The organism is Paractinoplanes bogorensis (assembly GCF_018829635.1).
Taxonomy (GTDB): Bacteria; Actinomycetota; Actinomycetes; order Mycobacteriales; family Micromonosporaceae; genus Actinoplanes; species Actinoplanes bogorensis.
This window is the reverse complement of sequence record NZ_JAHKKG010000001.1, coordinates 871,022-889,281: the sequence shown is the minus strand read 5'-3', so window position 1 is coordinate 889,281 and position 18,260 is coordinate 871,022. Positions and strand designations below refer to the sequence as shown.

Below are 18,260 nucleotides of genomic sequence, written 5' to 3'. Positions count from 1 at the left end.
TTCTTTTTCGGGCTACTTTGGGGGTCATGGAGGCACTCGAGCTCACCGACTATCGCGAGACCGTGGCCCGGATGTATCTGGCCGACACCGGCCTGGAACAGTTCCGCGCCGAACGGGACAAGCTGTTCGCCACGCACCCGCAGTCGGCCATCGCGCTTGATGATCGGGCCACCTTCGAGGGCCTGCGCTATTTCGCGCCCAACGACGACGCGATCGTCGAGGCCGAACTGCGGCCCGCGCCCGGCGAGATCGACATCGACACGGGCGGCGCCGACGGCGTGGTCCACTACACCCGGGCCGGCATCCTGGAGACCCCGGTCGGCGAGTTGTCGCTGTGGTGGATCGCGGCCTACGGCGGCGGTTTGTTCCTGCCCGTGCGCGACGCGACTTGTGGGCGGGGCGCTTACGGCGGCGGGCGCTACCTCACCGACACGGTCAAGGGCACCCACGGGCGAGGATTACAGACCCTTTCCCCTACGCGGGTACGCCTCGACTTCAACTACCTCTACAACCCGTCGTGCGCCTACAACGACGCCTACCAGTGTCCGCTCGCCCCACCGGAAAACACGGTGAGCGCCGCCATCGAGGCGGGCGAGCTCACCTACCACTGACGTTTGCCGCCGCCGCCGGCCTGGTGCGGCGGCGGCTGCGCGCCATCGGCGCGGTCGGACCACGACTGGGTGCCGGTCAGGTTGACCGCTCCCCCGCGCCGCACCGCGTCGTAAGCGGCGCGGGCCAACGGCGCTCCCCACGTCGAGCGTGGTCCGGCATAGTCGGCGACCGGTCCGTCGGTCGGGCACAACACGCAGACCGCGTCGGTGGCCGTCCCCGTCGCGGCCAGGCCCAGATCGCGGATCGCCTGCGTCTTGGCCTCGGTCACGGTGGCCACCGCGTTGACCAGGGCGCCGTCCCCGAGTCGTACGGGAAGCCATGCCACGATGTTGACCGTTCCCACGCGCGTCGCTGACTCGTCCTCTGAAGGCGGGCTCGCCGCCTGGATCGGTGCCCCTAAGCCGACCGTGGCCCAGAGCCGCACTCCCCCGTCCGACGCGCGCACCACGTCGGCCACGTCGACGCCGGTCAGCAGCCCCACGCCGCGCCCCCGCAGATCGAGTGCGGCGGCGATCTCGCGCAGATGGTCGGCCGGATCGTCGCGGTCGTAGGACATCGGCACGGTCGCGTTGACGAGCCAGTCGCATTCGCCGATGCCGCCACCGAGCACGGCCGACGAGATCGACCGCACCGGCCGCTCCAAGCGCCACACCAGCAACGGCACCCGCCGCCCGCCCTCGGCGCGATCGCTCAGAACCGGATCGCCGGGCGACATCGTCAGTCCTCCAGGCCGGGCCACTCCGGGGCCAGCACGGCCCAGATCTCGGTGTCGTGCCGTGCGCCCTTCCACACGAAGTTCGCCCGCAGCGTCGCCTCGTGCTTCATCCCCAGGCGGCGCGCGACGTTGGAGCTGGCGACGTTGTCGGGGCGGCAGTGCCACTCGATCCGGTAGACGTCCCGCTCACGGATCAGCCACTCGATGAGCAGGCCGGCCGCCTTGGTGATCAGGCCGCGGCCACTGCCGGACGGCTCGAGCCAGCAGCCTACCTCGCAGACGCCGGAGGCCGGGTCGTAGCCGAACGTCATGACGCCGCCGACCAGCACCCGGTCGAGCCAGATGCCGAGGATCCGGCCTTCGCCGCGGGCCTGCAGGTCGGCGTATTTCTGCAGCGTCGCGCGGGCCGACTCGCGGTCGGTGCTGCGGCTCGCCCACGGGATCCACGGGTCGACGGAGGCCCGCGCCCGGTCGATGTGGGCCAGGAATTCGCCCGCCCGCCACGGTTCCAGCGGCCGGAGCTCGGCGCCCCCGCCCAATTCGACCTTGAACACGGCTTCAGCGTAGCCGCCGCCGGCCCGTCATTTTCAAGCCTCCCCGTGTCCATCCGGCGCGCATACATTTACGATCATCAATGCTTGAGGAGGGCAACATGGGGATCGTTCGCAGGGCCGCCGCCGTCGGCGTGGCCGGCGTGCTCGCGGCGGCCGGGCTCGCCGCGCCGGCGCAGGCCGCGCCCAGCCGGGCCGAGCTCGCGCTGCGCTGGGCGCCGGTGCACTACCAGGACGTGGACACCACCGGTGCGCATGCCCTCGGGGGCAAGAGCGACTTCATTACGAGGTACGACTTCGACGGCAACCTGAACGGACGTGACAACTGGGACAACGCCGGGCAGAACACTTCGGCCGCCGTCTATTATTCGGTGCTCGAGACCAGCACGCACTACTACCTCACGTACTTCTTCTTCCACCCGCGCGACTGGATCGACCACCCGTTCTTCGAAACCGAGCACGAGAACGACGGCGAGGGCGTCCTCGAGATCGTGCAGAAGGACGGCTCCACCTACGGCACGCTCAAGGCCGCGGTCACGGTGGCGCACAGCGACTTCTACTCGTACGTGCCGAGCGGCAGCGACTGGACGAACGGAAGTGAGACGATCGACGGAACAATGCAGTTCAAGTCGTCGCCGCACGACTCGTTCCAGCACCCGGTGACCGCCCAGGAGCGCGGCGGGCACGGGCTCAAGGCCTGGCCGCAATACGACATCAACGGCGACGGCGTCGTCTACTTCCCGACGTCGAACGTGTCCGAGGCGCCCAGCGGCCCCAACGACCGCGACGTGCGCTACCAGCTGATCGACATCTTTGCGAGCGGCGGCCTGTGGGCGCAGCGCAACAACACCAACCTGTTCGCCAACCTGGGCACATTCGCCGGAGACACCACCGGCGGCTGCGGCCAGGGCACGTGGAGCTGCGGCACCAACTCGGCCAACGCCCCCTGGGGCTGGGACGACGGCAACGACGTTCCGGCACGAGGTGAGATCGCCACTGATCCGGCGAAGCTGGCCGCTTCGTACTTCAAGGTGCCCGGCTCACTCGACCGCGGCTACAGCTACAACCCGTATTCCAGCGCGGCCGCCGCGTTGAAGGCAGCCAGAAGCCTCCCTCCGACGGTCGACTAGGTCCCAGTCGACCGTCAAAGGCGCTCCCCGTGGTCCTTTCCGCGGGGAGCGCCTCATTTCCTTCCCGTACGTCTCCATGCACCGCCCCCCGCACAACGAGTCGAGCACCGCGCACCACCCACGCAACACTTGCCGCCACAGCGCAGCCGTGCAGATACTGCGCACCGCGAGCGGCAACCGCGCACCGCCACAGCTTGCTGTGCCACGCAACGCGCCGCCAGCGCACAGCAGGCGCTGCGACTGCGCACCGTGCGTGATTAACGCGCACGGTGCGCGGTTATCGCTTGCAGTGCCACGCAACGCGCCACCAGCGCACAACACGCGCAGAGACTGCGCACCGTGAGCGACAACCACGCACCGTAGGGGGCAATCGCGCACCGCCACCGCTTGCAGTGCCACGCAACGTGGCGCCAGCGCGCAACAGGCGCCGAGACTGCGCACCGTGCGTGGTTTACGCGCACGGTGTGCGGTTACCGCTTGCAGTGCCGCGCAACGCTTGCCGCCACCGCGCAGCCGTGCAGATACCGCGCACCGTGAGCAAAAACCACGCCCCGCGGGAGTAACCGCGCACCGCCACCACCTCCAGTGCCCGCAACGCGCCGCCAGCGCGCAACAGGCGCAGAGACTGCGCACCGTGCGTGGTTTACGCGCACGGTGCGCGGTTACCGCTTGCAGTGCCGCGCAACGCTTGCCGCCACCGCGCAGCCGTGCAGATACCGCGCACCGTGAGCAGAAAACGCACACCGCCACCACGTGCAGTGCAACGTTTCACCCGCGCACGTCCGCCGCTCCGCGAGGGCCAGCTCAATGACGCGTTATCCACAGTCGAGAGTTGTCCACAGGCAGAGCTGCTTCGCCCCGCACCGATCTTGAAGATCCGGGATAATTGGCGGTGGACGGGGGCCCCCGGGAGGGTGGGCCCTGCTTCGAGTTGGGCTTGCTTGGGGCTAGCGGATCTGGAACTCGAAGAGCGAGAAGCCGTACTGGTTGGAGCGCTTGGTGGCCAGCACACGCACCTGGCGGGCTACGGTGCCGGTGGCGTCGGCTACTACGGTGCCGCCCTGGCCGGCGTTTGTGGTGTAGATCGAGCGCCACGTCTTGCCGTCGATTGAGATGTCGATCTGGTAGGCGACCGCGTAGGCGTGTTCCCAGATCAGCGTGACCTCGGTCAGGCGGTGTCGTTCGCCCAGGTCTACTTTGATCCACTGCGGTTCGGCGAAGCCGCTCGACCAGCGCGTCGACGGGTCGCCGTCGACCGCCTTGCTCGCGGGATACGGGCTGCCCTCGATGCTGCTCGCCGTCACCTTGCCGGTCAGGGCCAGGTTGGCCCCGGACGGGTTGGCCCGCCCGGTGACCGCCGGCCGCCCCGGAGCTGTGATCGTCGCGGCCGGGCTCGCGCTGAGTGAGGGCGAGGGCACGGCGCCGGAGGGCGCGGCCCACGACGGGCTCGATGTCACCGCTGGGTCGGCTTCGGTGACGGTGTTGGTGGGGATTGCCAGGAGCGGGACGCTGGGAGCCGGGACCGTGGCGTCGGCCCCGGCCCGGAAAGCCACGGCCAGGCCACCCGCCGACGCCAGAATCACTACCAGCCCACCCATCATCCACCAACCCCTGCGCGCCCGACGCCGTGGACGAACTGGGGTGGCTGAAGCAGCCGGGACCCGCCCGGCCGGAGCGACAGCGTCCGGCGCCGACGACCCGGACGGCGCCGCCCTCAGAACGGCGGACGGTTGCGCCACCCGCTCACGCCCCGGAAAACGCGACTCCGAGCGCCCGGCCAAGGCGACACCATCCGGCGCCGACGCAGGCCCGAACGACGGCACGGCCGTAGGCCCGAACGACGGCACGGCCGCAGGCACAGGCGGCACTGTCGTGGACACGGCGGACGGTGCCACCGCAGGCACGGCAGGCGGTGCTGCCGTAGGCCCAGCGAGCGGTGCCGCCGCAGGCACAGCGGGCGATGCCGCCGTAGGCACAGCGGGCGATGCCGCCGTAGGCACAGCGGGCGATGCCGCCGCAGGCACGGGCTGTGCTGCCGTAGGCGCGGCGGGCGGTGCTGCCGACCGGTCGCGCGGGCGCACATCCGGCATTCGGGTCAGCCGCAAGCGGTCCGCGCGCGATGGCCCCTTCCGCTCGTTCACCGAACTCCCCCACACACGTCGAAACGCGGTCGCCCCCTCGCGACCCGCCGACGGGTATCCAACCGGAGTTTGGTTACGGAACGTCAGTTACGCGCGGGTAGATCGGTGTCGATTTCTGATTTTCGCAGATTGGCACTGTGCGGTCAGTGCGGCTCCCCTTGCGGGCTGTAAGCGGTGAGGAACTTGTCGCGGAATTCGTTCATCGGCCACAGCGGCGCGTCGGGTGCGGGGGTGAGGCCGTCGGTCCAGCCCCAGGCGCTGATCCGGTCGAGGACCTTCTTGTCCTTGGCGACGATCGAGATCGGCACGTCCTTGGTGGCGTTGCCGCCGACCACGATCGAGGCCGGCTGGTGGTCGCCGAGCAGCACCAGGACCAGGTTGTCGTCGCCGTACTCCTGCACGTACGACATCAAGCTGTCGAGCGAGTAGGCGATCGATCCGGCGTACGCCTGCTTGACCTTGTCGCCCTCGCTGAAGAGTTTCTGCGGGCTCTCCGCCCCGGCGATCTGGGAGTTGTAGACCGAGCCGTCGCCGATCTTGTCCCACGGCAACATCGACGGCACCGGCGTCCACGGGGTGTGGCTGGATGTCAGCGTGACCTCGGCCAGGGTCGGGCGGCGCTTGTCCTGGCCCAGTTCGTAGTCGTGGACCTTCTTCATCACGTACTGGTCGGGCATGGTCGACCAGCTCAGCATGGGCCCGTGGTAGCCGAGCGTGTGCGCGTCGTAGATCTGCTCGTACCCGTAGAACTGTCCCTCGGGCCACGCGAACGTGACGCCGGGTTCGAATCCGGTCGTACGGAAACCGGCCTTTTTGAAAGCCGACGTCAGGGTGAGCCGGTCGGTGGCGACCAGGCTGCGATAGCGGTTCTGGTTGTCGATCCAGAGGCCGGACAGGAACGTGGAGTGCGCGAGCCAGCTGCCGCCGCCGAACGTGGGCGAGGTCAGATAGCCGCTCTTTCCGGTGAAGCCCTTGGCCGCGAGCTTCTGCTGACCGGCCCGCAACTGCTCGACCACCGGCTGGTTGAAGGCCGGGTTCTCGACCGCGTCACGGCCGTAGCTCTCGACGAAGCCGACGATGACGTCCTTGCCCCGCAGCGCGCTGAGCAACTGGTCGGTGGGCAGGTTCTTGAAGTCGTCGTCCTGCACCTCGCGGGCGAAGTCCTTGCGGTCCTGGATGTCCTGCGGGACCGCGAGCACGGTGTCGCGGGCCAGGTCGGTCGCGGTCTGGCTGGCCACCGGGATGCCGCCGACGAGCTGGAAACCCATCACGGCGAGGACGATCCAGGCCACCGAGAGGGTGACGACGCCACCCCGGACCAGGTTCGGCGCGGCGGGCAGCAGGCGGCTGAGACGGCGTACGGAAAAAATCATCGCGCCCAGGACCACGACCGCCAGCAGCACGGCGCCGGCGGCGACCCCGATCGCCCCGGCGGTGCCGATCGAGTCGGTCAGGAAGTTGAAGCCGTCCTTGAAGAGCGTCCAGTCGAGGACCGGGTCGAAGGCACGGGCCAGCACGGCGAAGAAGCCGATGTCGATGATCTTGAGGACGGACAGCACGCCGAGCAGCACGCCGAGGACGGTGGCGGTGATGCGACGGGCGCGGGCGGGCAGGGCCAGCAGCAGAGCGACCGCGAGCAGGCCCTCGATCGGGACGCGGACCAGGGCGGTGCCCCAGAAGTTGCCCGGGGCGAGACGGGTGATCTGGTCGGGCGTGACCAGTGCGAGAAAGACGAGGACGGCGGCGGCGAGTGTGAGCACGGCGCCGCCGACACGGCGCACGTGTTTCATGAGCGACACTTGGAGCTTCCTAACCCAGGGGTGCGGGACCTACAACAGGTACACGCTGGGTGAGGGCTCGCGGTTCAGGTTCAGGCTGAGATAGCGCCCACGCCGGTCAGGAGTGCGTGGATCTGGGTGGGATCGGCGGGCTTACCGAACAGGTATCCCTGGCCGTGGTCGATGCCGAGGTTGCGCAGCGTCGACCACTGGGCGTCGGTCTCGATGCCCTCGGCCACGGTCTGCATCTTGAGCGCCTGACCGAGGCCGGCCACCGCGTCGACCAGGGCCACGTCGTCGGCGTCGATGTGCACGTCGTCCACGAACGTCTTGTCGATCTTGATGACGTCGACCGGGAGCTGCTTGAGGTAGCTGAGCGAGGAGTAGCCGGTGCCGAAGTCGTCGATGGCCAGCCGGACACCGAGCTCGCGCAGGGCGTACAGGGTGCGCTTGGCCGTCTCGATGTCCTCCATCAGCATCGACTCGGTGATCTCGAGGGTGAGCGAGCCGGCGTCGACCCCGGCGTCGGCCAGCGCCTGCGCGACGTCGTCGACCAGGCCCGCGTACTGGAACTGGCGGGCCGACAGGTTCACGTTGATCTTGAGCCGGGCCGCGGCCGGGGAGGCGGCCCGCCAGCTGGCGAGCTGGGCGCACGCCTCGCGCAGGACCCAGCGGCCGAGCGGGACGATCAGGCCGTTGGCCTCGGCGGCGCCGATGAAGTGGTAGGGCCCGAGCAGGCCGTCGCGCGGGTGTTCCCAGCGCACCAGCGCCTCGACCGAGGTGACGCTCTGCGTCTGCATGTCGACCACCGGTTGGTAGAGCACGAGGAACTCGTCGTGCTCGAGCGCGTGCTCGAGGTCGCTGCGCAGCTGGGCCTCCTCGAGCACCGACATCGTCATGGTCGGGTCGAAGATCGCATAGCCGTTGCGGCCGGCCCGCTTGGCCGCGTACATGGCCAGGTCGGCGTTGCCGAGCAGGTGATCGGCGAGCACCTTGGGGTCGTCGATCCCGGCGCAGGACTCCGAGGTCGCGATGCCGATGCTCAGCGAGCAGGCGACGTCACGGCTGGCCAGCCGGATGGGCTCGCGGATCGTGCGCAGCAGCCGCTCGGCCAGCGCGGCCGCGTCGCCGGGCTCGAGGTCGTGCATGAGGATGGCGAACTCGTCGCCGCCGAGGCGGGCCAGCACGTCGGACGGGCGTACGTGGCCCCGCAGCCGGGTGGCGATGGTGCTCAGCAGGTCGTCGCCCGCCGAGTGGCCGAGGTTGTCGTTGACCAGCTTGAAGTCGTCGAGGTCGAGCAGCAGCACGGTGATCGGGTTGCTGGTCGTCGCGGTGGTCACGGCCTCCTCCAGCCGGCGGCGGAACAGCGCGCGGTTGGGCATGCCGGTCAGCGAGTCGGTGAACGCCTGCAGGTGCAGCCGGTCCTCGAGGGCGCGGCGGGTCCCGATGTCGCGCAGGCTCACCACGACGGCCGCGATGTCCGGGTCGTCCATCCAGTTGGTGGCGAGCACGTCGACGAAGACGGTTTCCCCGGCGGCGTCGCCCAGCTGCGACTCGGCGCGCAGGCTCTGCCCGGTCGGCAGCGCCAGCACCGCGGTCATGAAGTCGGCCGCCCGGCCCTGTCGGTCGGCCGGGATCAGGTCCATCATCGTGCGTCCGACCAGCGATGCGACCGGGAGGCCGAGCAGCTGTCCGACCGACTCGGTGGCGTAGCGGACCGTGGTGTCCGGGCCGATCGCGATCACCGCGTCGGCCGAGGCGGCGAGCATGGTCTCGGCCCGGTGCTCGGCGGCCTGGCGGCGGCTGTCCAGGGCGCGGCGGCTCTTGGCGTAGATCGCGGTCAGGCCGACTACGCAGCCCATCATGGCGACCAGCAGGAAGGTGGTGCCGAAGGTCTTGCCGGCCCGCACCGGGAGCATGACGGCGTAGCCGCCGACCGAGATCACGCCGAGCGCGATGACGAACCGGGGCGACCAGAGCGCCGCCGCCGAGACCAGCAGCAGGACCACGGCCGGCACGTAAAGCATCCAGCCGTCCGAGTCGACCCAGCCGAACAGCAGCGCGACCGGCAGCTCGGCCATCCACCACAGGGTCAGCCAGCGCCGGGTCCGCGGGCTGCGCACCAGACGGTTCCAGGGCAGCCGGAGCAGCGCGATCTGGGCCAGCACGGCCAGCCCGACCGGGACCAGCCACCAGCGGCCGGCTCCGTCCCAGCCCATCGCTATCCGTAGCCCGCCGATCGCCGTGACCACGGCCGCGATGGCCGCACCGATGCGCAACTGGCGCGCCCAGTAGTCGGCCGTGTGATCGTCCATCTCGACATCCTGCACGGGCCCAGTAATCGGCCACCCGATCTGCAACCTGAGCCAACCCGCACCCGAAGGAGGCCCCATGACAAATGTCAGTGGCTGAGTGAGTGCTCGCTCATTAGAGTGGTTGGACGTGGAGAACAAACGGAGACGCGTGCCCGCGCTCGCGCCCGAGGAACGGCGCGAGGCCCTGATCGCCGCGACGATCCCGCTGCTGCACGAGCACGGGGTCGACGTCAGCACCCGCCAGATCGCCCAGGCCGCGGGCGTCGCCGAGGGCACCATCTTCGGCGTCTTCGAGACCAAGTCGTCGCTGGTCGTGTGCTCGGTGATCAAGGGCCTCGACCCGCAACCGACGGTCGACGCGCTCGCCGCCATCGACCCGGCGTTGCCCCTGCGGGACCGCATGGCGCAGGCGGCCGACCTGGTGCACGGCCGGTTCGCCGAGAACGCTCAGCTGATGACCGCGGCGCGGGCACTGATCATCGGCCAGCGGGACGGGAACACCGCCCTGCAACTCGCCGACAACCGGTCCCGGCTCCACGCGGCGATCACCGGTGTGATCGCGGCCGACGGCGCCCAACTCCGCCGCACACCCGCGGCAGTGGCGTCGTTGCTGCTTCTGTTCTGCGGCGCCAACACGTACGGGCCGTTCGGCGACCCGGACAACTTCAGCGGCGAGGAGACCGCCTCCCTGCTGCTCGACGGACTGCTCATCCGACGGGGGACGCACTAGTGCTCATCCAACTGCTCCGGGGCTACTTACGCCCCTACCGGCGGGACATCGGTCTCGTCGTGTTCTTCCAGTTCCTGCAGACACTGGCCACGCTCTACCTGCCCACGCTGAACGCCGACATCATCGACAACGGCGTCATCAAGGGCGACACCGGCTATGTCATGCAGATCGGCGGCTGGATGCTCGCCGTGACACTGGGCCAGATCGCCACGCAGATCGTCGCGGTTTATTTCGGCGCCCGTACGGCGATGGCAGTGGGCCGCGATGTCCGCGCCGCCATTTTCGGGCAGGTGCAGACGTTCTCGGCCCGCGAGGTCGGCCAGTTCGGCGCGCCGTCGCTGATCACCCGCACCACCAACGACGTCCAGCAGGTACAGATGCTGGTGCTGATGACCTTCACGCTGATGGTCTCGGCGCCGATCATGTGTTTCGGCGGCATCGTGCTCGCCCTGCGGCAGGACGTGCCGCTCTCCGCCCTGCTGCTGGTGATCGTCCCGATCCTGGTCACCACGGTCGGCGTGATCATCGTGCGGATGCGGCCGCTGTTCCGTTCCATGCAGGTACGCATCGACCGGGTCAACCAGGTGATGCGCGAGCAGATCAGCGGCATCCGGGTGATCCGCGCGTTCGTCCGTGACGAGCGCGAGCGCGACCGCTACGAGGTCTCGAACCGCGAGCTGACCGACGTGTCGCTCAAGGCCGGCAAGCTGATGGCGCTGATGTTCCCGACCGTCATGCTGATCGTGAACCTGTCCAGCGTGGCGGTGCTCTGGTTCGGCGGCCACCGCATCGCCGACGGCGCCATGCAGGTCGGCGCGCTCACCGCGTTCCTCAGCTACCTGATGCAGATCCTCATGTCGATCATGATGGCGACGTTCATGTTCGTGATGATCCCGCGGGCCGAGGTCTGCGCCGAGCGCATCGAGGAGGTGCTCGGCACCGAGTCGAGCGTCGTCCCACCGGCCTCGGCGGTCACCAGCGTGACCGCGCACGGGCAGCTCGACCTGCGCGACGTCGACTTCCACTATCCGGGGGCCGAACATCCGGTGCTCTGCGGCATCGACGTGTCGGCCCGGCCGCGCGAGGTGACCGCGATCATCGGGAGCACCGGCAGCGGCAAGACCACGCTGCTCAACCTCGTGCCCCGGCTGTTCGACGCCACCGGCGGGCGGGTGCTGGTCGACGGGGTCGACGTCCGCGAACTCGACCCGGCGCTGCTGTCCCGGCTGGTCGGCCTGGTGCCCCAGCGGCCCTACCTGTTCTCGGGGACGGTCGCTTCCAATCTGCGGTACGGGAATCCGGACGCGACCGACGAGGAGCTGTGGACGGCGCTCGAGGTGGCCCAGGCGCGCGACTTCGTCGAACGGATGGACGGCGGCCTGGACGCCCCGATCGCGCAGGGCGGCACCAACGTGTCGGGCGGGCAACGGCAGCGGCTGGCGATCGCCCGGGTGCTGGTGCACAAGCCGGAGATCTACCTGTTCGACGACTCGTTCTCGGCCCTCGACTACGCGACCGACGCCGCGCTGCGGGCGGCGCTGACCGACCACATCGCCGACGCCACCGTGGTGATCGTGGCCCAGCGGGTCAGCACGATCCGCGACGCCGACCGGATCGTGGTGCTCGACGACGGCCGAGTGGTCGGCACGGGCACCCACGCCGAATTGATGGACAGCAACGACACGTACCGAGAAATCGTCTTGTCGCAATTGACCGCTCAGGAGGCCGCAGCATGACTGCTCCCAATCGCGGACCCCGTCCCATGGGTGGGCCGCCGGCGGTTCGGATGATGGCCGGGCCGGCGCCGACCGAGAAGCTCGAGGACTTCCGCGGCTCGCTCAAGCGTCTGCTGGTCCGGCTCAAGCCGCAGCGGGTGCTGGTCGGCTTCGTCATGCTGGCCGGCGCCGTGAGCGTCGCCCTGTCGGTGATCGGCCCCTACCTGTTGGGCCACGCGACCGACGTGATCTTCGCCGGCGTGGTCGGGCAGATGGTCGACGGCAACGTCACCAAGGCCGACGCGATCGCCGCCCTGCGCGCCCGCGGCGAGAACACCCAGGCCGACCTGCTCTCGGCGATCGACTTCACGCCGGGGCAGGGCATCGACTTCGACAAGCTGTTCAACGTGCTGGCCTGGGTCGCCATCATCTACGTGTTCGCGTGGCTGTTCGGCATCCTGCAGGGCCGGATCACCGCGCACGTGGTGCAGACCGCGGTCTACCGGCTGCGGCAGGAGGTCGAGGACAAGCTGTCCCGCCTGCCACTGTCCTATTTCGACCAGCAGGCGCGCGGCGAGGTGCTCAGCCGGGCCACCAACGACACCGACAACATCGCGCAGACCCTGCAGCAGACCTTCGCCCAGCTCATCACCGCACTGTTGATGATCATCGGGGTGCTCGGCGCGATGTTCTGGATCTCGCCCCTGCTCGCGCTGATCGCGCTGGTCACCGTGCCGGTCTCGTTCTTCGTGACCACCGCGGTGGGCAAGCGGTCCCAGCCCAACTTCGTGGCCCAGTGGGCGACCACCGGCAAGCTCAACGGGCACATCGAGGAGATGTTCACCGGGCACTCGCTGGTCAAGGTGTTCGGCCGGCAGGACGAGGCCAACCAGGTCTTCCGCGAGCACAACGACAAGCTGTACGCGTCGTCGTTCCGTGCCCAGTTCATCAGCGGCATGATCCAGCCGGCCATGATGTTCATCAGCAACCTGAACTATGTGCTGGTGGCCGTGGTCGGTGGTCTGCGGGTGGCCTCGGGGTCGCTGTCGCTCGGTGAGGTGCAGGCCTTCATCCAGTACTCGCGGCAGTTCAGTCAGCCGCTGACCCAGGTCGCCTCGATGGCCAACCTGATCCAGTCCGGGGTGGCCTCCGCCGAGCGGGTGTTCGCGCTGCTCGACGCGCCGGAGCAGTCCCCTTCGCCGGACGCTGTTGATCTTGGGCGCGTACGCGGGGAGATCGTCTTCGACAACGTGTCGTTCCGCTACCTTCCCGAGAAGCCGCTGATCACTGATCTGTCGCTGTCAGTGGCCCCCGGCCAGACCGTGGCCATCGTCGGGCCGACCGGTGCCGGAAAGACCACATTGGTCAACCTGATCATGCGGTTCTACGACGTGGACTCCGGGCGGATCGTGCTCGACGGCGTCGACATCGCGACCATGCCGCGCGAACAGCTGCGCGAAGAGATCGGCATGGTGCTGCAGGACACCTGGCTGTTCGGCGGGACGATCGCGGAGAACATCGCGTACGGGGCCGACTCGTTCGACATGGCGGCCGTGCAGGCGGCGGCCGAGGCAGCCCACGTCGACGCCTTCGTGCGGATGCTGCCGGACGGCTACGACACGGTGATCGACGAGGAGGGCTCGAACGTCAGCGCGGGCCAGAAGCAGCTGATCACGATCGCGCGGGCGTTCCTGGCCGAGCCGTCGATCCTGATCCTCGACGAGGCGACGAGCTCGGTCGACACGCGTACCGAGGTGCTGATCCAGCAGGCCATGGGCACGCTGCGCGAGGGCCGCACGTCGTTCGTGATCGCCCACCGCCTGTCCACGATCCGCGACGCCGACGTGATCCTGGTGATGGAGAACGGCCAGATCGTCGAGCAGGGCACACACGACTCCCTGATCGCGGCCGGCGGCGCTTACGCCCGGCTCTACTCGGCGCAGTTCGCCCAGGCGGTCGCCGAGATCGACTGACGCCAAGATCGCTCAAAATCAAGATCATTTGTGAGCAGCCGCCGCCTCCCCCACCCGCCCTGGGAGCGGTGGGGAGACTACGGCATGTCAAGCGGGTGACCTGAGTTATCCACAGAAAGCGGCGGGGGCGGCCAGATGGCCGCCCCCGCCTTCGTTCCGTCAGGTGTTGCTGGTTACTTGACCGTGGCCATCATCTGGTCGGTGAAGGCGGGCAGAGTGCCCTTGCCCGGCTCACCGGCGACCCAGGCCCGCAGCGTCACCTTGGTGCCCGAAGCGAACTTCGGCGAGGCCCGCCAGACGCCGTCGGCGCCCGTCTTGCCGCTCCACATGGTGACCCAGCCGCCGTTCTTCCACTGCTGCACAGCGGCGGTCTGGCCCGCGGCCCAGGGCATGCCCTTGACGCCGAGGTTCAGCTGGCCCTTGGTGCTGGTCGAGATGACGAACACCGGGTCCTGCGTGACCCAGACGGTCACCTCGTCCGACTTGACCTTCTGCGACATGGTCTGGAAGCGGGTACCCCAGGTGATGTCGGTCTTGAACCAGTAGTAGCCGTCCTTGTCCGCGGTCACGTTCTTGGCCCACTTCAGGGCGCCGCCACCGACCGGAGCCCACCACAGCTGGACCTCCTGGCCGGCCGTGGCCATGCCCTCGACCTCGACCGAACCGGGGCCCATGATCTTCATCGGCGCCTTGATGGTCGGCTTGGTGCCGGGCTCCTCGCCGCCGGGCTCGTCGCCCTTCCAGCCGTCGCTGGCGTCGATGTAGATGTAGCCGTCGGTCACGGTGCCGAAGTTGCCCAGCGCCGTGCCGGTGCCGACGATCGTCTCGACCGGCTCCGGGATGGTGTCGTCGGTCAGGGCCACGTTGGCCACGGCGACCACGGTGCCCGGGTTGGTGCCCGGGTCGATGGTGACGGTCTTGACACCCGGGTTGGTGAAGTCGGAGGCGTCAGCCGCCTTGCTGCCCTTCACCGACTGGCCCTTGAACGAGATGCTCAGGGTGGCCGCGGCGTCCGCCATGCCGGTCACCGTGCCGGTGACCGGAACCGTGGTGCCCTCGGCGCCCTTGACGCTCTGGATCTCGAGGTCCGGCGCCTTGTCGTCGTTCTCGATGGTGAACGTCATCGACTTGGCCGTCGCCGAGCCCAGATAGGTGGCCGCAGCCGAGTCCGGCGTGGCCGTGAAGGTCGCCGTCTCGTCCTTCTCGTTGATCATGTCGCCGTTGAGCAGGACCACGCCGTAGCCGGTGGTGGTCTCCGCCTGCACGACGACGTTGCCCGCGAGCAGGTTGTAGTCGTTGTTGCCGACAGCCGTGCTGGTCGAGGTGGCCGGCAGGGCCGTGCCGGAGCCGGCGTCCGCGATGGCGAACGTCAGCGGCCGGTCACTCGCGTTGCTGAGCTTGACGGGGAGGAGCTGCGCCGTGGTGGCGTTGCCCTCCTTCATGCTCCAGTTGTCGAACGACACGGTCGGCACGTCATCGTCGTCGGTGATCGTGATGGCCGTGGTCGGGCTGCTCAGGTTGGCCGAGGTGTCCCCGGTCGGCGCCGTCAGCGTGATGTTGAACGTCTCGCCCGTGCCCTCGTCGATGGTGTCGCCGACGATGTCGATCGTGAACGTCTGCGTCAGCGTCCCGGCCGGGAACACCAGCGTGCCGTTCTTGGCGATGTAGTCCTTGACCGCCGTGGCGTAGGTCAGACCGACGCCGGCGGCCGCGGTCTTCCAGTCCACGGTGACCGTCCGGCCCGACTTGCGGTTCAGCGTGGCCGTGAAGGTCTTGCTGGTGGTTCCGCTGTTGCCCTCGGTCACCGCGAGCGGAGTGATCGCGACGGTCGGGGCGAGCGCGGAGTCGCCGTCGGTGATGGTCGCGTCCACCTTCGACGGAGTGCCCAGCGTGGCGTTGGTCGGGTCGGCCAGCGAGACCGCAAAGTCCTCGGGCAGCTCGTTGAGCGAGTCGGCCGTGATCGGAATCGTGGCGTTGACCGTGGTGGACTTGGCCGGGATCGTGATGACCCGCTGCGCCGCGGTCGGGTACGTGAAGTCGTCACCCGCCGTGGCCAGACCGTGGCCGGTCTGCTGAGTCGACGGGGCCACCGCGTCCCAGCGAACGGTGATCGGCTTCTCCGACCCGTGGTCGAGCGTCAGCGGGAGCACCAGGTTGCTGCCCTCGGCCACGGTGCCGCCGCCACCCAGGGTGAGCACGGGCGTCGCGTCGACGTCTTTGATCCAGACCTGCGTCGAACGGTTGGCCGGCGTCGACACGTTGGTCGCGGTGCCGTTGACCGTGAACGACTCGAGGTCCAGGGCGTCCTTGATCCCGTCCTTGGTGACCGCCACGTCGGCCGTGGCCGAGGTGTCGCCCTTGGGGATGGTGATCGTGGTGCCGTTCGGGATCGCGGTGTAGTCGCTGCCCGCGATCGCGGTGTCGTCCGCGCTGGACAGCGTGACCACCGTGGCCAGGCCGGACGGCGCGTCCAGCTTGGCGGTGATGGTGGCCTTGGCACCGGTCGCCTCGACGACCGGGCTCGGCGACGCGCTCAGCGTGTAGGTCGGCGCCGTGTCGTTGTCGGTGATCGAGCCGATCGCGCTGACCGGCGAGCCGGTCGTCGGCGTCGCGACCAGGTTCAGCGTCTCCGGCGTCGACCCCTCGTACAGGGAGTCGTCGATCGTCTGGACGACCACCGTCTTCGTGGTGTCGCTGTCGCTGAAGTTGACGGTCACCGGGGTCGGCGTCGACACGTAGTCGGTGCCGGCCGTCGCCGGGTTGGTCGAACCGGCGGTGGTGCTCATCGTGTAGGTCATCTGACCGCCACCGGCCACGCGGGTCAGCGTGAAGGTCAGGTTGCCACCCTCGACCGCGCTGGTGGCGGCGATGGTGAGGTCACCCGGTGCGGCGCTCGCCGGCGAGGCGACCATCAGCGCGGGTACGAAACCGATCGCTGCGGCAACTGTCACCGACAATGCTGTTCGCAGGGACTTGGAGCCAAGCAGAGCGAACGGAACCGAGCCGCTCGAGTCTGCATGGGCTTTGGGATAGCGCATGTCTTTCTGTCTCCTTCGGCGGCTGGGCTGCCTCCGTCGGGGGAGGCCCCTGGCTTTGCGTCCCCGCCTTGCGACGGGTTTGCCTGTTCGGGTACCGCACCGATGGGCGGGCTCGGGGAAACCGGCTTGGGCCGGCCGAGCTGCGAAAACCGAAGAAAGATCCGGTTTCGCTTTCCGTAGGCTAACCGGCTGATTGCCTCGTTAGCGGCGGAACGCTTTTTTCGGCCTAAATCGGCCAAGCCGGGCAAGGCCACCCCTGGGAGGGACGGCCGTTCACCCCTGAGAGGCAGGCCGGTGACGGCGACGGGCCGCACCGATCAGCCATGGCGTGAGGCCGACGGCCACAAAGAGGGTCAGCAGGGGCAGTTGCCACCAGCGGGACAGCACGCGAGAGGCCGGCTGCGGGGGCGCCGCGACCCACGGGCGGGCCGTCTTGGACCAGGCCAGGAACGCGTCGCCGATCGGGGCGGCGCCGAACGCGTACCGCTTGCTCCACGGGGTCGAGACGGGCAGGCCGGCCACCTCGCCGAACTGGGCCAGGCCGCGAGCCAGCGACGGGTCGCCGTTCAGGCGGGCGGCGGCGATCGTCACCACCGTGGCCGACAGGCTCGTGCCGAGTACCAGCGGGCCCGAGTCGACGTTGGCCGGGCCGTCCACGCCGACCGGATATTCGCGCACGGTCGGGCCCAGGCCGAGCGGGGCGGCCAGGAACCACGTGCGGAACCGGGTGTACTGCTGCCGGGCGAAATCGGCATCGATCTCGGGCAGGAACCGGTTGATCAGGCTCTGCGAGGTGCCCTGGGCGCCCGAGGTCGGCGAACCCGTGTCGGCGTCGACGATGTGCGGCATGAGCTGGGTCGCCGGGTCGAGCCGGGCCTGCACGTTGGCCAGCCAGCGGATCACGGTCACGTCGTAGGCCGGCGTGAGCACCTTGTCGTGCAGTCGCAATGAGGCGATCGCGACCGTCGAGTCGACCGGCCACGCCTGGCCCGGGTAGGAGGTCAGGTAGGGCGTGGGCGAGGCGTCGAACGCGGCGGCGATGGCGGCCGAGTCCTCCTGCAGCGCACGCAGGTCGGCCGGATCTCGGGACAACGAAGCGATGCCCCCGCGCAGCCAGTTGACCCAGCCGCGGTAGAAGACGCCGTACCGCAGGGGCATGTCCCCGGCGAACGGTGCCCGGCCGGCGTCGGACTCCAGCCGGGACAACGCCCAGCGGGCATCATCCAGCCGGGAAGCGTCGACGGCGGTGAGCCCGTAGAGGGCGTACAGGAAGAAATAGCCCTCGGGGAAGAGCCGTTGCGCGTCCTCGGCCGCACCCGACTCGAGCTCATGACGAAGAAAGGCCAATTGCCGCCGTACGCCGGAATCACCGTCCGCCGGAGTCACCAGCCGGACCACCCCGAGGGCCGCGGCCGCGCTGATCGCGATCGCGAGCACCAGCCGCAGGACCCTGAGCACTCCGCGAGCCTAAACGGCGTGATCAAATGGGGATCGGCCTCCACTTACGAGTCGCGGCGATCTCAGGAAACTGACAGCGCGTGGTTGTTGCCCGTTCACGTTCA

Annotated in this window: 12 protein-coding genes and 1 riboswitch; of the genes, 5 read left to right on the top strand and 7 right to left on the bottom strand. The window is 69.1% G+C overall.

Features of this window, described 5'->3' with window-relative positions; all coding sequences use genetic code 11:
* The first annotated feature begins 26 nt into the window (after positions 1 to 26).
* Complete coding sequence (locus tag KOI35_RS04245) at positions 27 to 611, top strand: DUF1684 domain-containing protein (protein WP_215784630.1); 585 nt, start codon at positions 27 to 29, stop codon at positions 609 to 611.
* Here the strand turns inward: KOI35_RS04245 and KOI35_RS04240 are convergent.
* Positions 602 to 1,327, bottom strand: coding sequence for an adenosylcobinamide amidohydrolase (locus tag KOI35_RS04240; RefSeq protein WP_215784629.1), 726 nt, complete (start codon positions 1,325 to 1,327; stop codon positions 602 to 604). The two genes, KOI35_RS04245 and KOI35_RS04240, sit on opposite strands and share 10 nt — an antisense overlap.
* Positions 1,328 to 1,329: 2 nt before the next feature.
* On the bottom strand, positions 1,330 to 1,881 hold the full coding sequence (locus KOI35_RS04235) for a GNAT family N-acetyltransferase (protein ID WP_215784628.1): 552 nt from the start codon (positions 1,879 to 1,881) through the stop codon (positions 1,330 to 1,332).
* Between the two features lie 98 nt (positions 1,882 to 1,979).
* Between KOI35_RS04235 and KOI35_RS04230 the strand changes: the two genes are divergently transcribed.
* Entirely contained in the window at positions 1,980 to 3,008 is a 1,029-nt protein-coding gene (locus KOI35_RS04230; RefSeq protein ID WP_215784627.1) for a hypothetical protein, read from the top strand.
* 947 nt (positions 3,009 to 3,955) lie between these two features.
* Here KOI35_RS04230 and KOI35_RS04225 read toward each other — a convergent pair.
* The 3 genes from KOI35_RS04225 to KOI35_RS04215 form a co-directional block, all read right to left on the bottom strand.
* Positions 3,956 to 4,591 carry a discoidin domain-containing protein gene (locus KOI35_RS04225; protein ID WP_215784626.1) on the bottom strand — a complete coding sequence of 212 codons (636 nt, stop codon included), beginning with the start codon at positions 4,589 to 4,591 and terminating at the stop codon, positions 3,956 to 3,958.
* Positions 4,592 to 5,292: 701 nt separating this feature from the next.
* Positions 5,293 to 6,939, bottom strand: coding sequence for a sulfatase-like hydrolase/transferase (locus KOI35_RS04220; RefSeq protein WP_215784625.1), 1,647 nt, complete (start codon positions 6,937 to 6,939; stop codon positions 5,293 to 5,295).
* 80 nt (positions 6,940 to 7,019) lie between these two features.
* Complete coding sequence (locus KOI35_RS04215) at positions 7,020 to 9,242, bottom strand: putative bifunctional diguanylate cyclase/phosphodiesterase (protein ID WP_246612398.1); 2,223 nt, start codon at positions 9,240 to 9,242, stop codon at positions 7,020 to 7,022.
* Positions 9,243 to 9,369: 127 nt separating this feature from the next.
* On the opposite strand from KOI35_RS04215, the gene KOI35_RS04210 reads away from it, so the two are divergent.
* Genes KOI35_RS04210 through KOI35_RS04200 form a run of 3 tightly spaced genes read left to right on the top strand, consistent with a single transcriptional unit; the run spans position 9,370 to position 13,660 of the window.
* Entirely contained in the window at positions 9,370 to 9,972 is a 603-nt protein-coding gene (locus KOI35_RS04210; protein WP_215784623.1) for a TetR/AcrR family transcriptional regulator, read from the top strand.
* The gene (locus KOI35_RS04205; RefSeq protein WP_215784622.1) at positions 9,972 to 11,708 is read left to right on the top strand and encodes an ABC transporter ATP-binding protein; all 1,737 of its coding nucleotides are present in this window, start codon (positions 9,972 to 9,974) and stop codon (positions 11,706 to 11,708) included. The genes KOI35_RS04210 and KOI35_RS04205 overlap by 1 nt, the downstream gene beginning before the upstream one ends.
* Positions 11,705 to 13,660, top strand: coding sequence for an ABC transporter ATP-binding protein (locus tag KOI35_RS04200; RefSeq protein ID WP_215784621.1), 1,956 nt, complete (start codon positions 11,705 to 11,707; stop codon positions 13,658 to 13,660). The genes KOI35_RS04205 and KOI35_RS04200 overlap by 4 nt, the downstream gene beginning before the upstream one ends.
* Before the next feature lie 173 nt (positions 13,661 to 13,833).
* Here KOI35_RS04200 and KOI35_RS04195 read toward each other — a convergent pair whose 3' ends face one another.
* Both KOI35_RS04195 and KOI35_RS04190 read right to left on the bottom strand, forming a co-directional pair.
* Positions 13,834 to 16,611: a beta strand repeat-containing protein gene (locus KOI35_RS04195; RefSeq protein ID WP_215784620.1), complete on the bottom strand. Its 2,778-nt coding sequence runs from the start codon at positions 16,609 to 16,611 to the stop codon at positions 13,834 to 13,836.
* Positions 16,612 to 16,712: 101 nt separating this feature from the next.
* Positions 16,713 to 16,792: riboswitch (cyclic di-GMP riboswitch) on the bottom strand.
* A gap of 179 nt (positions 16,793 to 16,971) precedes the next feature.
* Positions 16,972 to 18,156, bottom strand: a complete 1,185-nt coding sequence (locus KOI35_RS04190; protein WP_215784619.1) for a hypothetical protein — start codon at positions 18,154 to 18,156, stop codon at positions 16,972 to 16,974.
* Between the last annotated feature and the right edge of the window lie 104 nt (positions 18,157 to 18,260).

Bases quoted from the DNA above. Each gene is read 5' to 3' on its own strand.
- KOI35_RS04245 (WP_215784630.1), top strand. From the start codon at position 27: ATGGAGGCACTCGAGCTCACCGACTATCGCGAGACCGTGGCCCGGATG.
- KOI35_RS04240 (WP_215784629.1), bottom strand. From the start codon at position 1,327: ATGTCGCCCGGCGATCCGGTTCTGAGCGATCGCGCCGAGGGCGGGCGG.
- KOI35_RS04230 (WP_215784627.1), top strand. From the start codon at position 1,980: ATGGGGATCGTTCGCAGGGCCGCCGCCGTCGGCGTGGCCGGCGTGCTC.
- KOI35_RS04220 (WP_215784625.1), bottom strand. From the start codon at position 6,939: ATGAAACACGTGCGCCGTGTCGGCGGCGCCGTGCTCACACTCGCCGCC.
- KOI35_RS04215 (WP_246612398.1), bottom strand. From the start codon at position 9,242: ATGGACGATCACACGGCCGACTACTGGGCGCGCCAGTTGCGCATCGGT.
- KOI35_RS04200 (WP_215784621.1), top strand. From the start codon at position 11,705: ATGACTGCTCCCAATCGCGGACCCCGTCCCATGGGTGGGCCGCCGGCG.